The following is an 18,109-nucleotide window of genomic DNA, read 5'->3' as shown; positions in this document are numbered from 1 at the left end:
GGCTTTATTCCCCTCCCTACCTGTGATGACCCTAACGTCCGGGTTATGTGGACGGTACATGGGATCATGGATTAACTATGCAAGGGAGGGGTAGATGACGGAGCTTGCGCTCAAGGGCGATCACCAGCGGGCGGTGGAGGCGCTCAGGCGATCGTACGAGGCGATCCCGGCCGGCACGCCGGTGCGGCTGGCGAAGAAGACCTCGAACCTGTTCCGGTGGCGCGACCCCTCGGCGGCCCCGGGGCTGGACGTGTCCGGTTTCGACCGGGTGCTGAGCGTCGACGCGGACGAGCGGACCGCGCAGGTCCAGGGGATGACCACCTACGAGGACCTGGTCGACGCGACCCTTCCGCACGGACTGATGCCGACGGTCGTCCCGCAGCTGAAGACGATCACGCTGGGCGGGGCGGTGACGGGGCTCGGCATCGAGTCGACGTCCTTCCGGGACGGCCTCCCGCACGAGGGCGTCCTCGAGCTGGAGATGCTGACCGGCGACGGCCGGATCGTCACCGCGACGCGCGACAACGAGCACGCCGACCTGTTCTACGGCTTCCCGAACTCCTACGGGACGCTCGGCTACTCGCTGCGGCTGAAGATCGAGCTGCGGCCGGTGCGGCCGTACGTCCGGCTGCGGCACCTGCGGTTCGGGGACGCGGCGGAGCTCGCGAAGGCGATGGGCGAGATCACCGAGTCCGGGGTGTACGAGGGCGAGACCGTCGACTTCGTGGACGGCACGGTCTTCGGCCCGGACGAGCAGTACATCACGCTCGGCTTCTTCGCCGACGACGCCCCCTACACCTCCGACTACACCGGCCAGGGGATCTACTACCGGTCGATCCAGGAGCGCTCGGTCGACTTCCTGACGGTGCGCGACTACATCTGGCGCTGGGACACCGACTGGTTCTGGTGCTCGGGCGCGTTCGGCGTGCAGAACCCGACCGTCCGGCGGCTGTGGCCCGACAAGTACAAGCGGTCCGACGTGTACCGCAAGATGGTCGCCTACGACCGGCGCTACCAGCTCCTCGCGCGCGTGGAGCGGTGGCGCGGGCTGCGCCCGCGCGAGGACGTCATCCAGGACATCGAGGTGCCCGTCGAGCGGCTGCCGGAGTTCCTGGAGTTCTTCCACGGCAAGGTCGGGATGAGCCCGATCTGGCTGTGCCCGCTGCGCGCGAAGGAGCAGTGGCCGCTGTACCCGCTGGAGGTCGGCCGCCCGTACGTGAACGTCGGCTTCTGGGGGACGGTCCGGCTGCCTCCGGGGCAGATCCCCGAATACCACAACCGGCTGATCGAGCGCCAGGTCGCCAAGCTTGACGGCCACAAGTCCCTGTACTCGACCGCTTTTTACAGCAGGGACGAGTTCTGGCGGTACTACGACGGGGAGACCTACCGGCGGCTCAAGGGGGAGTACGACCCCGGCGAGCGGCTGCTGGACCTCTACGACAAGTGCGTGCGCGGACGCTGACCGGCGTCCGCGGTTTCGGGGGGTGGGCCCCGGAGAGGCCGGCGGTCGACCACCGTCGTCCCGTCCGGGGCGAAGAGACAGGAGGATCAAGATGACGCTGGCCAGGGTCTTCGAGCAGCTCGCCGGGGCTGAGGCGCCAGTGGAGTTCACGGCGTACGACGGTTCGCGGTCGGGCGTGCCCGGCGCGCCCATCCGGTTCGACGTGCGCTCGCCCTACGCGGTGTCCTACCTGGTGCACTCGCCGGGGGCGCTGGGGCTGGCCCGCGCGTACGTCACCGGCATGATCGACGTCGACGGCGACATGATCGAGGCGCTGACGACGATGCAGCAGGCGCTCAGTGACGTGACGCCGCGCGACAAGCTGCGGATCGTGGGCGGGGTGCTGGGGGACCCGCTGCTGCGCGCGGCGATGTCGCGCCGGCTGGACCCGCCGCCGCAGGAGGCCCCCTTCAGCCGCATCCCGTCGTGGCTGCGGCACTCCAAGCGGCGCGACGCGAAGGCGATCTCGCACCACTACGACGTGTCCAACACGTTCTACGAGTGGGTGCTCGGGCCGTCCATGGCCTACACCTGCGCCTGCTTCCCCGAGGAGCACTCGACGCTCGAGGAGGCGCAGTTCCACAAGCACGACCTGGTGGCCAAGAAGATCGGGCTGAAGCCGGGGATGCGGCTGCTGGACGTGGGCTGCGGCTGGGGCGGCATGGTGATGCACGCCGCCAAGGAGTACGGCGTGAAGGCGCTCGGCGTGACGCTGTCGAAGCAGCAGGCCGAGTGGGCGCAGAAGGCCATCGCGGACCGGGGCCTGTCGGACCTGGCGGAGGTCCGGCACATGGACTACCGGGACGTGACGGAGACGGGCTTCGACGCGGTCAGCTCCATCGGGCTGACCGAGCACATCGGCAAGGCGAACCTGCCGTCGTACTTCTCGTTCCTGTACGGGAAGCTGAAGCGCGGCGGGCGGATGCTGAACCACACCATCACCCGCCCGGACAACCTGGCGCCTCCGCGCAAGGAGAACGGGTTCATCAACCGGTACGTGTTCCCGGACGGTGAGCTGGAGGGCCCGGGCTACGTCCAGCAGCAGATGAACGACGCGGGCTTCGAGATCCGGCACCAGGAGAACCTGCGCGAGCACTACGCGCGGACGCTCACGGGCTGGTGCCGGAACCTGGACGAGCACTGGGACGAGGCCGTCGCCGAGGTCGGCGAGGGCACCGCCCGGGTGTGGCGCGTGTACATGGCGGGCTGCGTGCTCGGCTTCAACCAGAACTGGATCCAGCTGCACCAGACCCTCGGTGTGAAGCTCGACGAGGACGGCAACAGCCACATGCCGCTGCGCCCCGACTGGGGCGCGTGACGACGCCAGGGCTCCCGCGAATCGGCGGCGACGGGCCGGCCGGGTCATCCGGCCGGCCCGTCGCCGTCCTCAGCCGCCGATGGCGGCGTCCAGCCGGGCGAGCCAGGCGTCGACGGGGCCGAAGGTGAGCAGTCCGCTGCCCGCGCCCGCGAGCTCCCCGGCGGCGGGCAGGAGGCGGTCGCGGACGCGCCGCAGGGCGGGCCGGTCGCCGAGCCGCAGGGCGGCCGCGGCCTCCAGGCAGCACGTCGCCTCGTACATCAGGTCGGCGGGCGGCTCCGGCAGGGCGTGCAGCGCCGCTCCGGCCTCGCCGTCCCGCCCGGCGTCCAGCCGGGCGAGCGGCTCGGCCCACGGGCGGTACGGGCCCCAGCCGTCGTCCAGGTCGACCTCGAACGGGTCGCCGTGGGCCGGGTCGCGGTCATCGAGCGGGCGGGCGCCGATCAGGCGGGCGCTGAGCAGCGCGAGCGGGAGCAGCCCGTCGGACAGGCCGGGCATTCCGGCCCCGTCGAGGGTCTCCGCCGCCGCCCGGTAGGCCGCCTCCGTCTCCGTGTGCGGAGCCCGTCCCGACGCGGCCAGGCGCAGGGCCTCGTACCACCGCGTGAACACGCCGACGAGCGGGCGCTCGTGGCGTTCGGCGAGCCCGCCGGCGGCGGCCGCGTGGCCGTCGGCCGCCGCGAAGTCGCCGAGCGCGGAGCGCGCCTGGAGCCGGATGAGGTGGCCGAGGACCTCGAAGGACGCCAGCCCGTGCCGGGCCGACAGGCCGACCAGCTCGGCGCCGATCGCGTCGCGGCGCGGGGCGAGCCCGGCCCGCGTGCACGACTGCATGAACGCGCCGTTGAGCGCGAACGCCAGCACCGCCGGATCGTCCAGGTCGCGGGCCGTCGCCTCGGCCTCGGCGGCGGCCTCCGGTCCCCGCGGCGACCGGGTGCCGCGCATCTCCAGCGCGATGGTGGCGAGCAGCCGCGCCCGCGTCGCGTCGTGCGCGGGGCCCGCAGGGAGCCGGGGCAGGACGCGCTCGGCCGCCGCGACGATCCGCTGAGCGCTCTCCGGGTCGTCGCTGCGCGTCCAGATCGCCGGGACGTCGTAGGCGCCGATCACCCGGGCGGTCAGCTCCGGGTCGCCGAACTCCTCCGCCGCGGCGACGGCCGCCGGCCGGTGCTCGCGGGCGGCCTCAAGCCCGCCGCCCCCGCTCAGCGCCAGGTCGCGCAGCAGGCCGACCGTCGACTCCAGCCGCGCGCGGGCCCCCGCCCCGACCGTCCGGTCGTAGTCGGCCGCCGCGCGCGTCCACAGCCGCGCCGCCGCCGACTCCGGCTCTACGAGACGGTCCAGCTCCGGGGCCTGCGCGAGCACGTCCGCCTCCATCCGCCGCAGCTCCGGGCCGGGGTCGAGGCCGAGCTGCCCGGCGAGGATGTCCCGGGCCCGGCGCAGCACCGCCAGCGCGTCGGCCTGCCGGCCCGCCCGGTACAGGGCGAGCGCCAGGAGCCGCCAGCCCGACTCGCGCCACGGATGCTCGCCGACGTGCGCGTCGAGGTCCGGGACCGTCTCGGCGGCCAGCCCGGCGTCCAGCCGCGCCTGCGCCCGCTGCTCCACCGCGTGCAGCCGCAGCTCGGCCAGCCGGGAACGCTCCGCCCGCGCCCAGGGCTCGTCGGCGAAGTCGGCGTAGGCGGGGCCCCGCCACCGGCCCAGCGCCTCGTCCAGCAGGGCCTGCGCGCGGCCGAGCGGAAGATCGGCCGCGCCGGACACGGCCTTCTCGAACGACCAGGCGTCCACCTGGCCGGGCTCGGCGCGCAGGGCGTACCCGGGGCCCTCGGTGACCAGCAGCCGGGACGGGGTGCGCGGCGGCCGGTCCGGCTCCAGCGCCCGGCGCAGCGCGGCCACGAACGTCCGGACCGCGCCGACCGCGCCCTCCGGCGGGACGTCCCACAGATCGTCGACGAGCAGCCCGACCGGGACGACCCGCCGCCGCGCGACGATCAGCCGGGCCAGGACCGCCCGGTGCCGCGGCCCCTTCAGCGCGATCGGCTCGCCCGCGGCGTCCCAGGCCGTCACCGGCCCCAGCACCCCGAACACGACCCCCACCGGCCCGCCCCTTCCCAGGAACTCCCTCGGTCCTCACGCTAGCGCGCTGACCGGATGCTCATTCGCGCCCGGCAACCTGGGGACATCGGTTCGAACGAGAGAAGGACGACTTCATGACCACGACCATCAGCGGTTTCGACTACCGGCGCGTGCCCGTCGCCGACGGCGTGTCCCTGAACGCGGCGGTCGGCGGCTCGGGCAGCCCGATCGTGCTGCTGCACGGGTTCCCGCAGACGCACCTGATGTGGCGGCACGTCGCCGCCGACCTCGCCGCGGACCACACCGTGATCTGCCCGGACCTGCGCGGATACGGCGCGAGCGACAAGCCGGAGGAGGACGGCCCGGACACCTACTCCAAGCGCACCATGGCGGCCGACATCGTCGCCCTCGCCCGCGCGCTCGGGCACGAGCGCTTCGCGCTGGCCGGGCACGACCGGGGCGCCCTGGTCGCCTTCCGCGCCGGCCTGGACCACCCCGACACGATCACGCACCTGGCCTGCCTGGACGTGCTGCCCACCTTGGAGATGTGGGACGCGATGCACGGGGTGAGCGCCGCCGTCGGCTTCCACCTCTACCTGATGGCGCAGCCGCCCGGCCTGCCCGAGCAGATGATCGCCGCGACCGCCGACGCGTTCTTCGGCCACTTCCTCGACGTCTGGGGCGCGGGGCCGGAGGCGATCCCCGCCGACGTCCGCGCCGCCTACCTGGACGCCTGCCGCGCCGCCGTCCCGTCGATCGTCGCGGACTACCGCGCGTCCGCCGGCATCGACGTGACCCACGACCAGGCCGACCGCGACGCCGGCAACCGGCTGCGGATGCCGGTCACCGTCCTGCAGCAGGACTGGGGCGCCGCGCTCGGCTTCGACGCGCGGGCGCTGTGGTCGCAGTGGGCGCCCGACCTGGTGCACGGGACGGTCGACCACGGCCACTTCATGGCCGAGCAGGCGCCCGCCGAGATCGCCAAGACCCTGCGCGACCTGGTCGGCCGCTGAACCGCCGGCCGGCGCCGGTGAAGGAGCCCGTGCCCTGGGGGCGGGAGGGCCGCCCCCCAGGCGGGTCCGGGGGTCAGGCGGACAGCCAGTCGAGGATGCGGCGGTTGACGTCGTCGGGGCGGTCCAGTTGGAGGAAGTGGCCGCCGCCGGGGACGAGTTCGGCGCGCGAGCCGGCGGGGAGCCCCGCCAGGACGCCGCTGAGATCGTCCCCGGGGGCGACGATGTCGGGTCCCAGGCAGCCGTCTTCGGCGCCGTGCAGGTACAGGACGGGGCGCACGCCGATCGAGGTGGCCGCCTCCTGCTCGGCCGCATAGCGTTCGATGTGGCGCGACGAGTCGAGCATGGCGCGGTAGTAGCCGAGTGCGGCCGACAGGTTGTCCGGGGTGGCGAGGCACTCCATGACGTGGTCGACGTCCTCGGCGGCGTAGCCGGTGTCCTGGGGGGACCAGTCGCGCCACAGGCCCTCGATGAAGGCGCGGTCCACGGCGGCCTCCGCCAGGGGCGTCTGGAACACGAAGATGTAGAACGAGCGCTTGAGCTGCTCGTAGTCGAAGAAGGCCGTCGCCATGACCGAGATGGGCGGGACGGACATGGCGACGGCCTTGCGCCAGCGGTCGGGGGCCGCCGCGGCGGCGCCGTAGGCGGCGAAGGCGCCCCAGTCGTGCCCGATGACGATGGCGTCGGAGCCGCCGCCGAACGCCTCGTGCAGCGCGTTGGCGTCGGCGGCGAGGGCGCCGCCCTGGTAGGCGCCGTCCTCGGGCACGGACGTGGGCGCGTACCCGCGCATGAAGGGCGCGACCGCGCGGTGGCCCGCGGCGGCGAGTTCGGGGAGCAGGTGCCGCCAGGTGTGCGCCGAGTCCGGGAAGCCGTGCAGGCACAGCGCGAGCGGGCCGCTCTCGGGCCCCGCCGCGAGGTAGCCGAATTCCAGGCCGTTCGCCTTGACCGAACCGGTCGTGATGTCGCCCATGCGCTGTTCGCCTCCTTGATCCCGGGGCGACGCTACCCGGCCGGTGTCCGGCGGTTCGGCCGGGGGCTGAGGCCAGGTGACCGCATCGCTACGGATACATGTGTCTGAATACGTGTTTACATCGGATTTCGTCGTCGCTTAGCATCGTCACAACTGGATCGCTCGCATCTGCGTGCGTCCTCGGGTCGTAGCAAGGGAAGCGTGATGACGGAGCCGGACGTGACCAGCCAGCAGAACGAACCGATGCAGAGGGCGGCCCGCGACCACCTGTGGATGCACTTCGCGCGGCACTCGGCGTCCCAGGACGGCGGCGAGATCCCGATGATCGTCCGGGGCGAGGGCCCCTACGTCTACGACGCGGCGGGCCGGCGCTACCTTGACGGGCTGTCCGGGCTGTTCACCGTCCAGGCGGGGCACGGGCGCGAGGAGCTCGCGCAGGCCGCCGCCAAGCAGGCCGCCGAGCTGGCCTACTTCCCGATCTGGTCGTACGCCCACCCCAAGGCCGTCGAGCTGGCCGAGCGGCTCGCCGGGCTCGCGCCCGAGGGCCTGGACCGGGTGTTCTTCACCACCGGCGGCGGCGACGCCGTGGAGAGCGCCTGGAAGCTCGCCAAGCAGTACTTCAAGCTGACCGGCAAGCCCGCCAAGCACAAGGTGATCAGCCGCGCGGTCGCGTACCACGGCACGCCGCACGGCGCGCTGTCGCTGACCGGCCTCCCCGGCCTGAAGGCGCCGTTCGAGCCGCTGGTGCCGAGCGCGTTCCGGGTGCCGAACACCAACATCTACCGGGCGCCCGAGCACGGCGGCGACCCGGAGGCGTTCGGCCGCTGGGCCGCGGACCGGATTGAGGAGGCCATCGAGTTCGAGGGCGCCGAGACGGTCGCGGCGGTGTTCCTGGAGCCGGTGCAGAACGCGGGCGGCTGCTTCCCGCCGCCGCCCGGCTACTTCGAGCGCGTCCGCGAGATCTGCGACCGGCACGACGTGCTGCTGGTGTCGGACGAGGTGATCTGCGCGTTCGGCCGGCTCGGCACGATGTTCGGCGCGCAGCGGTTCGGCTACACGCCCGACATCATCACCTTCGCCAAGGGCGTGACGTCGGGGTACGCGCCGCTCGGCGGGATGCTCGTCGCCGACCGGCTGTTCGAGCCGTTCCGGCACGGCACCACGATGTTCGCGCACGGCTACACCTTCGGCGGACACCCGGTGTCGGCGGCGGTGGCGCTGGCGAACCTCGACCTGTTCGAGCGCGAGGACCTGCTCGGCCACGTCATGCGCAACCGCGACGCGTTCCGGGCGACGCTGGAGCGGCTGCGCGACCTGCCGATCGTCGGGGACGTGCGCGGCGACGGCTACTTCTACGGCATCGAGCTGGTGAAGGACCGGGACACGCGGGAGACCTTCGACGAGGAGGAGTCGGAGCGGCTGCTGCGCGGGTTCCTCGACAAGGCGCTGTACGAGGCGGGCCTGTACTGCCGCGCCGACGACCGCGGCGACCCGGTCGTCCAGCTGGCGCCGCCGCTGACCTGCGACCAGTCGCACTTCGACGAGATCGAGCAAATCCTGCGCTCGGTGCTGACGGAGGCGTGGGCGCGGCTGTGACCCGTCCGGACGCGCCCTCCCCGCGCCCGTGCCCGGGGGCGGGGAGGGCGCGTCCGGAGGCGGAACGATCCACCTCGAACGTGCGGAACCGCCCCGGAGCCGTCCGGAACGGTCTAGGCTCGGACCGCGGTGTGACGCGGGTCACCGCGCCGTCCGGTGTCGGTCGCGCACTTTACTTTGAGACAGTGCATGTAAACCGAATCACGTTCGGACGAGGTGATAGCACGTGCTCAAGGTCGAGGACATCAACCTGACGGACTGGGAGTTCTGGCGCCGCCCGCACGACCAGCGGCACGAGGCGTTCAAGACGCTCCGGTGGCATCCCGAACTCGTCAAGTTCGAGGAGCCCGACATCATCATCGCGCCGCAGGGGCCGGGGTACTACGCCCTCACCCGGCACGCCGACGTCGTCGAGGCGTCCCGCCGCCCGCAGGACTTCTGCTCGGGCCGCGGCGCGATCAGCATCCCGGACATGCCGGGCGACATGCACGAGTACTTCGGCTCGATGATCAGCATGGACGACCCCCGGCACGCCAAGATCCGCCGGATCGTGTCCCGGGCGTTCTCGCCGCGGATGATCCAGCGGTTCGAGGACCGCGTCGAGGCGGTCGCCGCCGAGATCGTCGGGAGCGTCGCCGCGGGCGGCGGCAGCGGCGACTTCGTCGCGGACGTGGCCGCCCGGCTGCCCCTGAAGATCATCTGCGACATGATGGGCATCGCGGAGGACCAGTACCAGACCGTCCTCGACGCGACCAACGTCATCCTCGCCGGGAACGACGCCGAGTTCGTCCCCGCCGGCGACCCCGAGCAGCTCGCCCTCGCGCTGCTGAACGCGGGCGAGACGCTGCGCGGCCTGGTCGAGGAGCTCGGCAGGCAGCGCCGCGTCGACCCCACCGACGACCTCACGTCCGCGCTGGTCAACGCCAACATCGACGGCGAGTCGCTGACCGACCAGGAGCTGGGCTCGTTCTTCATCCTGCTCGTCGTCGCCGGGAACGAGACGACCCGCAACGCGATCGCGCACGGGCTCGACCTGCTCACCCGCAACCCCGACCAGCGCGCCCTGCTCACCGAGGACTTCGAGGGCCGGATCGCGGGCGCCGTCGAGGAGATCGTCCGGTACGTGTCGCCGGTCATCTGGATGCGCCGCACCGCGACCCGCGACACCACGCTGAACGGCCACGAGATCAAGGAGGGCGACAAGCTCGTCCTCTACTACTGGTCGGCGAACCGGGACGAGTCGGTCTTCACCGACCCGGAGAGGTTCGACATCCTGCGCGATCCCAACCCGCACGTCGGGTTCGGCGGACCCGGCCCGCACTTCTGCCTCGGCGCCCACCTCGCGCGGCGGGAGATCACCGTGATGTTCCGCGAGCTGCTCGCCAAGGTCCCCGCGATCAAGGCCGGGGAGCCCGACCGGCTGGAGTCCAACTTCATCAACGGGATCAAGCGACTGCCGTACACGATCTGACCGGAGCCGCGCCCGGCGGACCCGCCGGGCGCTTCGGCGGCTTTGTCCAGGATCACGGCAACCGATGGTCGACGGCTCGGTGAACGTTGCGTGGCGCCCGGCCGGCCCGGGGCCCGGCCCGGTTAACGTGCGAAGAAGCCCTGTTCCGCACGTTCCGGGAGCGCCCGTGCCCGAGACCGACCCGACCGCCGAGCCGCGCGTGGCCCGGGAACGGGGCGACCGGCTCGCCGCCGACAACGCGGCCGTCCGGCTGCGGCTCGCCGAGCTGGAGCGCGAGCGGGCCGACCGGGACGAGCAGATCGGGCGGCTGATCGGCGCGCTCAACGAGGCGGCCCGGCGGATCGGCGACCTCGACCGCCGCCGGGCCCTCGCCGAGCACCGCGCCGAGCGGGCCGAGTGGGAGACCGAGGCGCTGCGGACGCGGCGCTGGTCGCGGCTCGGGCCGGCGCTGACCGCGCTGCGCGGCCACCCGGCGGCGCCGGGCTCGTACCAGCGCGTCCGGGAGGCGCTGCGCCCCCTGCCACCGCCGCCCGCGCCCCCCGGGGAGCCCGCGCGGACCCGCCGTCCCGACGTCCTCGTGGCCGAGACCGAGCCGATCGAGGTGACACCGCCCGCGGCGCCGGACGGCCCGGTGAACCGGCCCGGCCTCGTCGCGGCCGTCGTCCTCGGCCCCGTCCTGGAGGCGAACCTCCGCTACGAGTGGACGCAGGTCACCGCGTCCGGCGGCTGGCGGGAGGCGTTCGAGGAGCGGCGGCCGGGGCTGCTGCTCGTGGAGTCGGTCCCGACGGCCCTGCCCGTCGCGGAGATGGCGGAGTGGTGCCGGGAGCACGGCGTCCCGACCGCCTACTGGGACACCGGCGCCGGTCTCGGCGACGACGCCGGGCACTTCGACCACGTCTTCACCGTGGACGCGGCGGCGGTGCCGGAGCACCGGCGGAGCCTCGGCCACGACCGCGTCCACCACCTGCCGTTCGCCGCGCAGCCCCGCCTGCACAACCCGACGCGCGTCCAGGACCACGGCCGCTACCCGCTGCTGTACGAGGGGGAGTACGACCAGGCCGCGGAACCGCTCATCGCGCCCGCGCCCCGGCTCGGCGCCCACTTCTTCGCCACCGGCTTCCCCCGCCTGTACCGGCAGCGGGTGGCGCCCCCGCGCCCGTACGCGGAGGCCATCGCGATCCGCAAGCGGTTCCGCGTGCTCATCGCGCCCGCCCCCCGCCTGGCGTTCGAGGCGGCGGCGGAGGGCGTCCCCGTCATCCACCACCGGGCGGACGCGAGCCCGCTGTTCGGCCCGGCGGCGGAGGACACCAAGGCGGCCCAGCGCAGCCTGCGCGCGCTCCTGCGGGCCCCGGAGCTACGCGACCGGCAGGCGCATCTGGCGCTGCGCCGCGTGCACGCCCGGCACACCTACCGGCATCGGGTCGACTCCCTTCTGGAACGCCTCGGCGCCGGGCCCGCGCCCGCGCCGCCGCCGACGGTGTCGCTCGTGCTGTCCACGTGCCGGGCCGAGCAGATCGCCTCCTCGATCGAGCAGATCGCGGCGCAGACCTGGCGGCCCCTGCAGCTCGTGCTCATCCTGCACCGCCTCGACGTCGACCCCCGGGACGTGGAGAAGCGGGCGATCGCCGCGGGGATCGACGACGTCGTCGTCCGCGGTGCCGACGCGTCGCTGTCCCTGGGGGAGTGCCTCAACCTCGGCATAGAGGCCGCCGACGGCGCGTACATCGGCAAGATCGACGACGACGAGCTGTACGGGCCGCACTACGTGTCCGACCTGGTTCCCGCCTTCTCCTACACGGACGCCGGCGTCGTCGGGAAGCTCGCCCACTACGCGCTGCTGGAGTCCATGAACGCGACCGTGCTGCGCTACCCCGAGCACGAGCACCGCTATGTGGACGTGGTGCGCGGCGGGGCGCTGCTGGGCGACAGCGACCTGATGCGCACGTACCGGTTCGCCGACCGAGGATGCGGCGAGGACACCGACCTGTTCCGGCGGCTGCGCGCGGACGGGGTCCGGGTGTACGCGGCCGACCGGTTCTCGTTCGTCACCGTCCGGCACGCGGACGCCACCCGCCACACCTGGCGGCCCACCGACCTCGAACTCCTCGACTCCGGCAGGCTGGTGTTCTACGGCCTGCCCAAGGAGCACATCCTTTTCTGACCCACCCTTACCAGGGCACCGGGCCGTCCTCGGCGACGAACGCGCCGTTCGCGGCGCCGCCGGTCGCCGCCGCGGCGATCACGGCCGCGCCCTGGGCCGGGGTGCGGGGGCCGGTGTGCCCGTTCAGGTCCGTGGCGCAGTATCCGGGCGCGGCCGCGACCACGGTGACCGGGGTGCCGGCCAATTCCTTGGCGTAGGCGACCGTGACCGCGTTCAGCGCCGACTTGGACGCGTTGTAGGGAAGCAGGTTGACGCGGTTCACGGGGGCCGACGGGTCGCTGTGCAGCGTCAGCGAGCCGAGTTCGCTGGAGACGTTGACGATGCGGCCGGCGGGGGAGCGGCGCAGCAGCGGGAGCATCGCGTTGGTGACGGCGACGACGCCGAACACGTTCGTCTCGAACGTCTCCCGGACCTGCGCGACCGCCGTCCGGCTCGGCGGGGTGGAGCGGCCGAGGTCGGAGGCGTCCGTCGAGGTGATCCCGGCGTTGTTGACGAGGATGTCCAGCCGTCCGTGCTCGGCGCCGATCCGGTCGGCCGCGGCCGTGACGGTGGCCTCGTCGGTGACGTCGATGCGGACGAACCGCGCGTCGATGCCCTCGCCGGCCAGTTCTGCCGCGGCCTTCTCCCCGAGTTCCTCGGAACGCGCGCCGATCAGCACCGTCCTGCCGCCGGAGCCGAGGATGCGCGCCGTCTCGAATCCGATTCCCTTGTTGGCGCCGGTGATGAGCGCGATCTGTGCAGTGGTCATGTCCTCAGCTTGTTACCGCTGGGCGCGCGCGAGGAGAGACCGCTCGAAGCTGGGATCGGCGATACCACCCTCCGCGTGGCGGCCCCTCGGCGGCATCGGCCATGCTGGAACGTATGGACAGGCAGGAGTTGGCCGCGTTCCTACGCTCGCGCCGGGCCCGCGTACGGCCCGAGGACGTCGGGCTGAAGGCGGGAACGCGGCGGCGGACGCCGGGCCTGCGCCGCGAGGAGGTTGCCCAACTGGCCGGCATGTCGGTGGACTACTACATCCGGCTGGAACAGGGGCGAGGCCCACGTCCGTCCAGGCAGATCCTCGCCGCGCTGGCGCGCGCGCTGAGGCTCACCGATGACGAGCGCGGCCACCTCTACCACCTGGCGGGCGAGGCGCCGGAACTTCCGGCCGGACCGTCCCGGGACGTCCCGCCCGGCATCCTGCACCTGCTGGAACGGCTCGACGACACGCCCGCCTACGTGCTGAACGCCCGCCACGACATCCTCGCCTGGAACCCGCTGGCCGCGGCGCTGATGACGGACTTCGCCGCACTGCCGCCCAAGGACCGCAACGTGATCCGGTGGCTGTTCACCGGCCCGGTCGCCGACCGGTACGACACCGACGAGTACGTGGCGGAACTGGCGGGCGACTCGGTCGCGGACCTGCGCGCCGCCGCCGGCCGCTACCCGGGCGACGCCGGCATCGCCGAGCTGGTGGCCGAGGTGTCCGCGCGCAGCCCGCTGTTCGCCCGCCTGTGGGACTCGGGCGAGGTCGGCATCAGGCGCAGCAGCCGCAAACGCATGATCCATCCGGTGGTCGGGCCGCTGGAGCTGCACTGCGACGTCCTGTACGTGCCGGAACGCGACCAGCGCGTGGTCCTCTACACCACCACGCCCGGCACGCCGTCGCACGAAGCCCTCAAGACGCTGCGCGAGGCCGGCAGGGACGCGCTCGCCGCACGCTGAACCGCCGCGCGCCGGGCCCCGGCCTGGCGCGCGAGCGGGTCACCAGGGGACGGGCCGGCCCGGCTCGTCCGAGCCGCCCTGGAAGGCGCCGTTCGGGCCGTCCTCGTCGAGCGTCGCCAGCAGCACGACCTCCGCCGCGCCCTGCACCGGCGTGCGGAACCCGCTGTTCGCGTTCAGGTCGGTGGCGCAGTAGCCGGGGTTGGCGAGGTTCACCTTGATCGCGGTGTCCGCCAGCTCCTTGGCGTAGGCGATCGTGACGGCGTTCAGCGCCGTCTTCGACGAGTTGTACGCCAGCAGGTTGAACGGGAAGAACGGGCTGGACGGATCGGTCAGCAGCGTCAGCGAGCCGAGTTCGCTGGAGACGTTGACGATGCGGCCGGCGGGGGAGCGGCGCAGCAGGGGCAGCATCGCGTTGGTGACGGCGACGACCCCGAACACGTTGGTCTCGTAGGTCTCGCGCAGCCCGCCGAGCGAGGTCTCGCTCGGCGGACCGTACGCGGAGGCCGGCGAGATGCCGGCGTTGTTCACCAGGACGTCGAGCCGCCCGTGCTCCTCGTCGATCCGTCTTGCGGCGGCTTCGACGCTCGCCGTGCCGGTGACGTCGATGCGGACGAAGCGGGCGTCGATGCCCTCGCCGGCCAGGACGGCCGCGGCCTTCTCGCCGAGTTCGGGGTTGCGGGCGCCGATTAGCACGGTCATGCCCTTCTCGCCGAGGAGGCGGGCGGTCTCCAAGCCGATCCCCTTGTTGGCTCCGGTGATGAGAGCGATCTGCGTGGTGTTCATGGGGCCACGCTGTCGGCGGTGGGTGCGCGGTGGGAGAGACCGCTCGAAGCTGGGATCGGCGATACCACCTTGGGGACGGCCGTCCGTCCGTTCCGTCCGCCATGCTGGGAGGCATGAACAGGAAGGCGACGGCCGCGTTCCTGCGTTCCCGCCGCGCGCGCGTGCAGCCTGCGGACGTCGGGCTGCAGGCCGGGACGCGCCGGAGGACGCCGGGCCTGCGCCGGGAAGAGGTCGCCCGCCTCGCAGGCATGTCGGTGGACTACTACATCCGGCTGGAACAGGGGCGCGGCCCGAGGCCGTCCAGGCAGATCCTCTCGGCGCTGGCGCGCGCGCTGAGGCTCTCCGACGACGAGCGCAGCCACCTGTACAACCTCGCCGGTGAACAGCTCGGCCCGCCGCCGGGACCTCCTCAGGAAGTGCCCGCGGGCATCCTGCATCTGCTGGAACGGCTCGACGACACACCCGCCTACGTCCTGGACGCCAAATACGACGTCCTCGCCTGGAACGACATGGCGGCGGCGCTCATCGTCGACTTCTCGAAGATCGCGCCGGGCGAACGCAACCTCGTGCGGGCGTTCTTCCTCCACCCCGACGCCTGCCTCATCGAGGACGACGGCGAATACGGGAGGTTCGCCCAGCAGAGCGTCGCCGATCTGCGGGCGGCGTCCGGGCGCTATCCGCACAACCCAGGGATCAAGGCGCTCGTCGGCGAGCTGATGGACGAGAGCGAACTGTTCCGCCGGCTATGGGACCGGCACCAGATCGAGGTGCGGCGCGGCAGCACGAAACGCATGCGGCACCCGGTCGTCGGCGACCTCGAAGTGTTCTGCGACGTCCTCGTCGTCCCGGACCGGGACCAGAAGGTCGTCCTCTACACCGCCGCGCCCGGCACCCCGTCGCACGAGGCGCTGAAACTGCTCCGCGTCATCGGCACCCAGGACCTCACCCCCCGCTGACGTGCGGCGAGTCGCGGTCATGAGCCGCCTCATGACCGCGGCCCGCCGCACGCCGGCGCGTCCGGCTAGCGGAGCTCGCGCTTGAGGATCTTGCCGGTGGCGGTCATCGGGAGCTCGTCGCGGAACTCCACGATCCGGGGGTACTTGTAGTTGGCGAACTGCTCCCTGCCCCACGCGACCAGCTCGTCCTCGGTGACCGTGGCGCCCGGCTTGCGGATCACGTACGCCTTGACCTCCTCGCCGTGGCTCGGGTGCGGGACGCCCACCACGGCGGCCAGCGAGACGTCCGGATGGGCCATCAGGACCTCCTCCAGCTCCCGCGGGTACACGTTGTAACCGCCCCGGATGATCATGTCCTTGGAGCGGTCGATGATGTAGTAGTAGCCGTCCTCGTCGCGGCGGGCGACGTCACCGGTGCGGAACCAGCCGTCCCTGATCGCCTCGGCGGTCGCGTCGGGCCGGTTGTAGTAGCCCTTCATGATGTTGTGGCCGCGCACGGCGATCTCGCCCGGCCCCTCGCCCTCGACGTCCTTCCACTCGTCGTTGACGAGCTTCATCTCCACGCCCCAGACCGGCAGCCCGATCGAGCCCGGCCTGGTCGGCCGGTCCGGCCGGTTGAACGAGCAGACCGGGGAGGTCTCCGACAGCCCGTAGCCCTCCAGGACGTTCATCCCGAACTTCTCCCGGACGCCCTTGATGACCTCCATGGGCAGCGCCGCGCCGCCCGACACCGCGACCCGCAGGTTCTCCCGGATCGTCGCGATGTCCTCGGCGGAGGTGTCGTCGCTCAGCAGCGCCCAGTACATGGTCGGGACGCCGGCGAAGATGTTCACCTTCTCCTTCACCATCAGCGCGACCGCCTCCTTGGCGTCGAACCGCGGCTGCATGACGAGCGTCCCGCGCCGGTAGAGCCCGACGTTCATCACGCACGTCTGCCCGAAGATGTGGAACAGCGGCAGCGTCACCAGCGACGTGTCGTGCAGCGTCCGCGCGAACAGCGTGTCGTCGACCATCGCGTTCATCAGCAGGTTGCCGTGCGTGAGCTCGGCGCCCTTCGGCTGCCCGGTCGTCCCGCTGGTGTAGATGATCACCGCGGTGTCGGTGCCCTCGGTCCGCTCGGTGTCGAACGCGTCCGGCTGCCCGGCGAGCGCCGCCCAGAACAGCTCGGCGCCCTCGATCGGCGACTCGGTCGCGGCGGGGTTCGCCGGCAGCAGGAAGAAGTGCTCGCAGCCCTCGGCCTGCTCGAACCCGGCGTGGCCGGTCTCGCCGAGCGGCAGCTGCGGCGTCCCCTCGAAGCAGAAGAACGCCTTCGCCTCGGAGTCGGTCAGGTGGTAGGCGATCTCGCGCGGCTTGAGCAGCACGTTCAGCGGGACGACCACCGCGCCGGCCTTGAGCGCCCCGAAGTACACCATCGGGAAGTACGGCAGGTTCGGGCTGGACAGCGCCACCTTGTCGCCGGGGCGGACGCCGCGCGACCGCAGCAGGTTCGCGACCTGGTTCGCGACCGCGTCGACGAAGGAGTACGAGAGCCGCAGGTCGCCGAAGACCACGGCGTCGCGGTCGGGGGTCTCCCTGGCGGCGTCCTCCAGCAGCACGGACAGGTTGAGCATGGCACTCCTCGCGCGGAACGGTGACCGGCCGGTTGGTTACCGAGGAGTCTATGACCAGGTGGCCAGGTGGCCAGGTGGGGCGCGGGGGTCTCCCCACCCGGCCGCCTGGGGCGGGCGCCTGGAGCGGGGGCGGCCCGCCGGGGGGGTGGTCGGTCACGGCCGTCCGGCCGCCGCAGAGATCAGCCGAAGTCCACGTCCGAGCACTGATAGAAGGCGTTGCCGGTGTCGGCGATGTCCCACACGGCGAGGATCATGTGCCGGCCGCGCTTGGCGGGCAGCGTGCCGCTGTGGGCGACGTCGTACGGCGGCCGCGTCCCGCCGTAGTCCACCTGGAGGAAGGGCGCCGGGTCGAGCTGCGCCCGGGTGAGCGGCCGGGCGGGGTCCCAGCCGTCCCTGGTGATGAAGTAGCGGAACGAGGTGGTGGCGTGGGCGGCGGTCAGGTGCCAGGTGAAGGTGTACGGCCCGCTGGACACCCTCGTGGCGGGCCAGGTGCCGCCGCGCGGGTCGTCGAGCGGGGCCCAGCGGCTGTCGCCGGCCGCGCAGATCGTCCCGTCGGCGGGACCGGACTGGGGGAAGCCCTTGGGGCCCTCCGTGCTCTGCGGCTCCCACTGGATGGGGCCGCAGTTCGTCACCGCGCCCTGCTTGCACAGCAGCGCCCGGCTGGGCGGGTCGCTGGTGTAGCCGTGGGCGAGCGCGGGGGCCGCGACCAGGACCGAGGCGCCGACGCCCGCGGCGGCGGCGACGGCGAGGCTGGTCCTGCGGGGCGTGCGGAATCGGCGGGGCATACGCGATCCTCCTTGGCGGGGGCGGGTCGGAGTCGGCAGCCGCTCACGAGGCGGGCGGGTGGGAGCGCCCGTCCGTCTTCTAATAGGAAACTTTCCTTTTTGGAGGATCGGTGATCCCGCGCCGCGCGTCAAGCCCCTCCCGCGCGCCGGATCCGGGCCCGCCGCCCGGCCGCCCGCGCCCGCCGACCC

The 18,109-nt window shown here is 72.8% G+C and carries 14 protein-coding genes; 8 read left to right on the top strand and 6 right to left on the bottom strand.

Going from position 1 to position 18,109, the window contains the following annotated elements; all coding sequences use genetic code 11:
* Positions 1-94 precede the first annotated feature (94 nt).
* Together J4557_RS13290 and J4557_RS13285 are read left to right on the top strand one after the other, a co-directional pair.
* Positions 95-1,462, top strand: a complete 1,368-nt coding sequence (locus tag J4557_RS13290; protein WP_208266802.1) for an FAD-binding oxidoreductase — start codon at positions 95-97, stop codon at positions 1,460-1,462.
* Positions 1,463-1,553: 91 nt separating this feature from the next.
* Positions 1,554-2,819 carry a class I SAM-dependent methyltransferase gene (locus J4557_RS13285; RefSeq protein ID WP_208266801.1) on the top strand — a complete coding sequence of 422 codons (1,266 nt, stop codon included), beginning with the start codon at positions 1,554-1,556 and terminating at the stop codon, positions 2,817-2,819.
* Positions 2,820-2,888: 69 nt separating this feature from the next.
* Here J4557_RS13285 and J4557_RS13280 read toward each other — a convergent pair whose 3' ends face one another.
* The gene (locus tag J4557_RS13280; protein WP_208266800.1) at positions 2,889-4,895 is read right to left on the bottom strand and encodes an AfsR/SARP family transcriptional regulator; all 2,007 of its coding nucleotides are present in this window, start codon (positions 4,893-4,895) and stop codon (positions 2,889-2,891) included.
* A gap of 113 nt (positions 4,896-5,008) precedes the next feature.
* Here J4557_RS13280 and J4557_RS13275 point away from each other — a divergent pair, with 113 nt between their 5' ends.
* Entirely contained in the window at positions 5,009-5,887 is an 879-nt protein-coding gene (locus tag J4557_RS13275) for an alpha/beta fold hydrolase (RefSeq protein ID WP_208266799.1), read from the top strand.
* Positions 5,888-5,960: 73 nt separating this feature from the next.
* On the opposite strand, the gene J4557_RS13270 is transcribed toward J4557_RS13275, so the two are convergent.
* Positions 5,961-6,854 carry an alpha/beta fold hydrolase gene (locus J4557_RS13270; RefSeq protein ID WP_208266798.1) on the bottom strand — a complete coding sequence of 298 codons (894 nt, stop codon included), beginning with the start codon at positions 6,852-6,854 and terminating at the stop codon, positions 5,961-5,963.
* Between the two features lie 204 nt (positions 6,855-7,058).
* On the opposite strand from J4557_RS13270, the gene J4557_RS13265 reads away from it, so the two are divergent.
* The 3 genes from J4557_RS13265 to J4557_RS13255 all read left to right on the top strand — a co-directional run bounded on the left by J4557_RS13265 (position 7,059) and on the right by J4557_RS13255 (position 12,082).
* Complete coding sequence (locus J4557_RS13265) at positions 7,059-8,450, top strand: aspartate aminotransferase family protein (protein WP_208266797.1); 1,392 nt, start codon at positions 7,059-7,061, stop codon at positions 8,448-8,450.
* Positions 8,451-8,676: 226 nt separating this feature from the next.
* Positions 8,677-9,921, top strand: a complete 1,245-nt coding sequence (locus tag J4557_RS13260; RefSeq protein WP_208266796.1) for a cytochrome P450 — start codon at positions 8,677-8,679, stop codon at positions 9,919-9,921.
* 166 nt (positions 9,922-10,087) lie between these two features.
* The gene (locus tag J4557_RS13255) at positions 10,088-12,082 is read left to right on the top strand and encodes a glycosyltransferase family protein (protein WP_208266795.1); all 1,995 of its coding nucleotides are present in this window, start codon (positions 10,088-10,090) and stop codon (positions 12,080-12,082) included.
* Between the two features lie 7 nt (positions 12,083-12,089).
* Here J4557_RS13255 and J4557_RS13250 read toward each other — a convergent pair whose 3' ends face one another.
* Positions 12,090-12,830, bottom strand: a complete 741-nt coding sequence (locus J4557_RS13250; RefSeq protein WP_208266794.1) for an SDR family oxidoreductase — start codon at positions 12,828-12,830, stop codon at positions 12,090-12,092.
* A gap of 113 nt (positions 12,831-12,943) precedes the next feature.
* Here J4557_RS13250 and J4557_RS13245 point away from each other — a divergent pair, with 113 nt between their 5' ends.
* Positions 12,944-13,786: a helix-turn-helix transcriptional regulator gene (locus tag J4557_RS13245; RefSeq protein WP_208266793.1), complete on the top strand. Its 843-nt coding sequence runs from the start codon at positions 12,944-12,946 to the stop codon at positions 13,784-13,786.
* 39 nt (positions 13,787-13,825) lie between these two features.
* Here the strand turns inward: J4557_RS13245 and J4557_RS13240 are convergent, their stop codons facing one another.
* Complete coding sequence (locus J4557_RS13240; protein ID WP_208266792.1) at positions 13,826-14,569, bottom strand: SDR family oxidoreductase; 744 nt, start codon at positions 14,567-14,569, stop codon at positions 13,826-13,828.
* A gap of 113 nt (positions 14,570-14,682) precedes the next feature.
* On the opposite strand from J4557_RS13240, the gene J4557_RS13235 reads away from it, so the two are divergent.
* Positions 14,683-15,525 (top strand): helix-turn-helix transcriptional regulator, encoded by an 843-nt coding sequence (locus tag J4557_RS13235; protein ID WP_208266791.1) that lies wholly within the window; start codon positions 14,683-14,685, stop codon positions 15,523-15,525.
* 65 nt (positions 15,526-15,590) lie between these two features.
* Here the strand turns inward: J4557_RS13235 and J4557_RS13230 are convergent, their stop codons facing one another.
* Entirely contained in the window at positions 15,591-17,135 is a 1,545-nt protein-coding gene (locus J4557_RS13230; protein ID WP_208266790.1) for a long-chain-fatty-acid--CoA ligase, read from the bottom strand.
* A 179-nt stretch (positions 17,136-17,314) separates the two neighbouring features.
* Positions 17,315-17,920: a lytic polysaccharide monooxygenase auxiliary activity family 9 protein gene (locus J4557_RS13225; RefSeq protein WP_208266789.1), complete on the bottom strand. Its 606-nt coding sequence runs from the start codon at positions 17,918-17,920 to the stop codon at positions 17,315-17,317.
* Between the last annotated feature and the right edge of the window lie 189 nt (positions 17,921-18,109).

Source organism: Actinomadura nitritigenes, assembly GCF_017573545.1.
In the GTDB taxonomy this organism is placed as follows: Bacteria; Actinomycetota; Actinomycetes; order Streptosporangiales; family Streptosporangiaceae; genus Spirillospora; species Spirillospora nitritigenes.
Note: the sequence above shows the minus strand (reverse complement) of the source record. Positions and strands in the feature narration are given on the sequence as shown.

What these genes read in the sequence shown, in the direction of transcription:
- J4557_RS13290 (WP_208266802.1), top strand. Translation starts at nt 95, where the DNA reads ATGACGGAGCTTGCGCTCAAGGGCGATCACCAGCGGGCGGTGGAGGCG.
- J4557_RS13285 (WP_208266801.1), top strand. Translation starts at nt 1,554, where the DNA reads ATGACGCTGGCCAGGGTCTTCGAGCAGCTCGCCGGGGCTGAGGCGCCA.
- J4557_RS13275 (WP_208266799.1), top strand. Translation starts at nt 5,009, where the DNA reads ATGACCACGACCATCAGCGGTTTCGACTACCGGCGCGTGCCCGTCGCC.
- J4557_RS13270 (WP_208266798.1), bottom strand. Translation starts at nt 6,854, where the DNA reads ATGGGCGACATCACGACCGGTTCGGTCAAGGCGAACGGCCTGGAATTC.
- J4557_RS13265 (WP_208266797.1), top strand. Translation starts at nt 7,059, where the DNA reads ATGACGGAGCCGGACGTGACCAGCCAGCAGAACGAACCGATGCAGAGG.
- J4557_RS13250 (WP_208266794.1), bottom strand. Translation starts at nt 12,830, where the DNA reads ATGACCACTGCACAGATCGCGCTCATCACCGGCGCCAACAAGGGAATC.
- J4557_RS13245 (WP_208266793.1), top strand. Translation starts at nt 12,944, where the DNA reads ATGGACAGGCAGGAGTTGGCCGCGTTCCTACGCTCGCGCCGGGCCCGC.
- J4557_RS13240 (WP_208266792.1), bottom strand. Translation starts at nt 14,569, where the DNA reads ATGAACACCACGCAGATCGCTCTCATCACCGGAGCCAACAAGGGGATC.
- J4557_RS13235 (WP_208266791.1), top strand. Translation starts at nt 14,683, where the DNA reads ATGAACAGGAAGGCGACGGCCGCGTTCCTGCGTTCCCGCCGCGCGCGC.
- J4557_RS13230 (WP_208266790.1), bottom strand. Translation starts at nt 17,135, where the DNA reads ATGCTCAACCTGTCCGTGCTGCTGGAGGACGCCGCCAGGGAGACCCCC.
- J4557_RS13225 (WP_208266789.1), bottom strand. Translation starts at nt 17,920, where the DNA reads ATGCCCCGCCGATTCCGCACGCCCCGCAGGACCAGCCTCGCCGTCGCC.